The 4,311-nt window shown below is 37.7% G+C and carries 5 protein-coding genes; all 5 read left to right on the top strand.

The window, feature by feature from the left end; translation table 11 throughout:
• Nucleotides 1–548: LPS export ABC transporter ATP-binding protein (lptB, locus tag AC1DPQ_RS19440; RefSeq protein WP_477610586.1), on the top strand; the 548-nt coding region annotated here is incomplete at its 5' end.
• 158 nt (nt 549–706) lie between these two features.
• Nucleotides 707–2,230, top strand: coding sequence for a GH3 auxin-responsive promoter family protein (locus AC1DPQ_RS19435; RefSeq protein WP_477581721.1), 1,524 nt, complete (start codon nt 707–709; stop codon nt 2,228–2,230).
• Between the two features lie 165 nt (nt 2,231–2,395).
• Nucleotides 2,396–3,022, top strand: a complete 627-nt coding sequence (locus AC1DPQ_RS19430; RefSeq protein ID WP_477581719.1) for a DUF2306 domain-containing protein — start codon at nt 2,396–2,398, stop codon at nt 3,020–3,022.
• A 20-nt stretch (nt 3,023–3,042) separates the two neighbouring features.
• The gene (locus AC1DPQ_RS19425) at nt 3,043–3,927 is read left to right on the top strand and encodes a YARHG domain-containing protein (protein ID WP_477581717.1); all 885 of its coding nucleotides are present in this window, start codon (nt 3,043–3,045) and stop codon (nt 3,925–3,927) included.
• 18 nt (nt 3,928–3,945) lie between these two features.
• A partial coding sequence (locus AC1DPQ_RS19420; RefSeq protein ID WP_477610585.1) for a YkvA family protein occupies nt 3,946–4,311 on the top strand: 366 nt, incomplete at its 3' end.

Below are 4,311 nucleotides of genomic sequence, written 5' to 3'. Positions count from 1 at the left end.
ATATTACCGAAGATCCGATGTACCGCAGGGCACAAAAGGGGATCGGTTATTTAGCTCAGGAAGCATCTGTTTTTAGAAAACTTACCGTAGAAGATAATATCCTGGCCATTTTGGAAATGAGCAAATTGACCAAGGAAGAACAGCGTGATAAACTCGAAGAATTAATAAACGAGTTTAGTTTACATAAAGTGCGTAAAAACCGTGGCGATTTATTGTCAGGAGGTGAACGCCGCCGTACCGAAATTGCACGTGCCTTAGCCGCTAACCCTAATTTTATCTTATTGGATGAACCTTTTGCAGGTGTAGACCCAATTGCGGTAGAGGAAATCCAAAGTATTGTTGCTAAACTGAAACACAAAAACATAGGCATTTTAATTACCGATCACAACGTGCAGGAAACACTGTCGATTACCGATAGGGCGTATCTGCTTTTTGAAGGTAAAATTTTAGAACAGGGTGTTCCAGAGGTGTTGGCTGAGAACGAGATGGTAAGAAAAGTTTATCTTGGATCGAACTTTGTGCTGAAACGTAAGAAATTTGATGTTTAATATTAACCAATTCTTATTCCGGATTTCGGGAATGAAGATGATAAACACAGCTAAAATTATTTCAGGTAAAAAGATCGGATTATTGTTGCAACAAAAACAACAGTATCTGTGTTTATCTGTCAATATCTGTGGTAAAAATCAGCAGTTTATTTTTTAATATGGCATTTGTAAATTCAATTTTTACCTGGTTAATGAAAAAGCGGATCCACCAGATCGAGCTTTTTATGAAATATCCATACGATGTTCAGGAAGAGTGGTTCCATAACTTGATTGATAGTGCCGAAAATACCGAATGGGGCAAACTTTACGATTATAAATCAATCTTAACTCCACAACAATATCAGGAACGTGTTCCGATCCAAAACTACGATACCTTAAAGCCTTATATTGAGCGCATGCTTAATGGAGAACAAAATATTCTGTGGCCATCAGATATCAAGTGGTTTGCAAAATCATCGGGTACCACAAGTGATAGGAGTAAGTTTATTCCCGTTTCTCCAGAATCATTGGAAGAATGCCACTTTAAGGGCGGAAAGGATATGCTCTCTATCTATTGCAATAACCGTCCCGATAACCAGATGTTTACCGGAAAAGGTTTGGTTTTAGGTGGAAGCCATCAGGTTAATCAGTTAAACGAAGATTGTTTTTATGGCGATTTATCTGCCGTGCTGATCAAAAACCTGCCAATCTGGGCCGAATATTACCGTACGCCAGATATGTCTATCGCATTGATGGATAATTACGAAATTAAGATGGATAGAATGGCTGAGGCCACCATCAACGAAAATGTAACCAGCATTTCGGGTGTGCCCACCTGGACCATCGTACTGGCCAAAAAGGTGCTCGAACTTACGGGAAAGCAGAATTTACTGGAAGTTTGGCCAAACCTCGAATTGTATATCCATGGTGCGGTAAACTTTGCCCCGTATCGCGAACAGTTTAAACAGCTCATCCCATCCGATGAAATGTATTATCTGGAAACTTATAATGCCTCCGAAGGGTTTTTTGGGATTCAGGATCAGGATAACTCAGAAGAGATGCTGCTGATGCTGGATTATGGTATTTTCTATGAATTTGTGCCGATGGAGAAYATCTGTGAAGAAAATCCTAAAGCATTAATGCTGGGTGAAGTAGAGCTGCATAAAAATTACGCCATCGTAATTTCTACAAATGGTGGTTTATGGCGTTATATGATCGGCGATACCATTCAATTTACCTCACTTTCTCCTTATCGTATTAAAATTACCGGACGTACCAAACACTTTATCAATGCCTTTGGCGAAGAAGTGATCATCGACAATGCAGAACAGGCCTTAACCAAAGCTTGCCAGGAAACCGGAGCCGAAATTAAAGATTATACCGCCGGACCAATTTATTTTAAAGATGAAAAAGCAGGGGGGCACGAGTGGATCATAGAATTCGACAAACAACCTAACGATTTTGAAAAGTTTGTAGATATTATGGACAGCACATTACGTGCGGTGAATTCCGACTATGATGCCAAACGTTTTAAGGATATGGCTTTAGCCCGGCCAAAAGTGCATAATGCCCCCGAAAATACTTTCTATAATTGGTTAAAGGCAAAAGATAAACTCGGTGGACAGCATAAAGTGCCGCGTTTAGCCAATGAGCGAAAATATGTTGATGATATTTTGGAGATGATGAAATCTTCTTCAATTTAATAAAACTCATTTAGACATGTCAGTCTGAGTCTGTAGAAGACTTTATAAAGGCAATCAACAAGCTCAATGTGACTTTAGTATATTTGATAACGCTGCTCTATAATGAAAAACATCCTCATCTTTTTTACGCTTAGGATCATGAGTTATTCCTGTTTAACAAAATAGATGAAAAGCTTCAGCTATAAACGTGTGGCCTGGCTATTGTTTTTTGCCTATTTCTTTGTGTTAATGGTACAGATTACTTTACGGTATATCCCATTGAATAGTGAAGTGTCTTTTCTGCAGATTAAACAGACTGAAGTTTCAGGGATCAAAGCTTATCTTCCCATATTTTACTTCCACGTCTATAGCGCCATACTTGTACTACTGGCTGGTTTTACGCAGTTTAATCCTAAAATTTTAGCTAAATATCCTAAAATACATAAATGGTTGGGCTACTTGTATGCAGGCTTCGTATTGTTACTTGCTGCGCCCTCTGGTATTTTTATCGGCTGGTTTGCAAATGGGGGATTAATGGCTAAAACCTCATTTATTATTTTAGGCGGTTTGTGGTTCTGGTTTACCATAAAGGCAATTCTGCTTATTTTAAAAAGAAAAATAATAGCCCATAAAAAGTTTATGTACCGTAGTTTTGCTTTGGCAACCTCTGCGATAACTTTAAGGCTATGGAAAGTTATTTTAGTATATTTATTTCATCCAGCCCCAATGGATGTTTACCAGATTATCGCCTGGTTAGGCTGGATACCCAATTTGTTAATCGCCGAATGGCTGATCAAAAAGAAATTTATTTGACCTTAAAATATATACTATCGATGAAAAAAATCTTATTATTCGCTCTGATTCCCTTTTTGATGCTATCATGCAGAGACACTAAAAAAACAAAAAAAGAAAAAGCAACAGGCATTGCACAGCAGGAAATCCACAAAGAACTTTACGGTTTTTGGGTAGGCGATTTTTACACAACAGATGAGTTGGAATATGAGGGAGATATGTCTGATGCTGTCAAAAAACTGAATATCAATATAAAAAAAATAACTAAAGATACGGTGATTGCACAAAGCGTGGTTTCTGGCAACAGCCGCCCGTTATTGGGTAAAATATCAGAAGATGGTGGTAAAATTACCTTCGTTCTGGATGAACCTGGTACTGATAAATACGATGGGAAATTTGAAATTACCCTTGTTGGCGACACCTTAATTGGTAAATGGAACGCTTATAAAAAGGACCTGAAGTGGCCAGGAAAAGAATTTAAGTTGTTAAAAAAAGCTTTTGAATATAATGCCAGCCGTATGTTGCCAACCGAAATGGAATATGTAGATTGGAGCGATCACAAAATGGTAGAGCGGTTAGATACCCTTGAAGATGGAAGTATAGATTCGTTAGGAGCCAATACTTTTTACAGAAGCGCATCCGAACAGATTTTTAAATTAAATGCTTCAACTACTACACTTAAAGAAGAAGATCTAAAGAATTTAAGGAAGCTTGATCTGCAGATTATCAAAAACACCATTTTCGCCAGACATGGTTATGCCTTTAAAAAACAGACTTTCAGAAATTTTTTCGATCCTGTAGAATGGTATGTGCCTGTTAAAAACAATGTTGATAACGATTTAACGGCTATTGAGAACAAAAACATTAAACTATTAGATCGCTTTACCAAATATGCCGAAGACAATTATGATGCTTTTGGCCGTTAATTTGTAATATCGTTAACTATGAAATTGAATAGGGAGAAAATACTGGGTTTCTTTAAAAAATCGCAAAGTAAAGCTTCGGTGATCTTAAGTGATAAGACCAAAGCCAGCAATACGATTAAAGATGCATTGGGAAAGGCAGTAACCAATAAAGGTGATCTGGAAGGTGTTTGGTCGAAACTGGTGCTGTTGTTTGCCGTATCTAAAGATTACGTGAACGGCGATTATACCGAAATTCCAAAAAGATCTATTATTGCTATTTTGGGTGGTTTGGTTTACTTTTTGTCTCCAATAGACGTGATCCCTGATTTTGTGCCGGTTTTAGGTTTTGTTGATGATATCTATATCTTAAACCTGGTGTATAGGCAAGTGCTTAAAGATCTGGAG

It is taken from the genome of Pedobacter sp. 01T416_2 (genome assembly GCF_056398925.1).
Note: the sequence above shows the minus strand (reverse complement) of the source record. Positions and strands in the feature narration are given on the sequence as shown.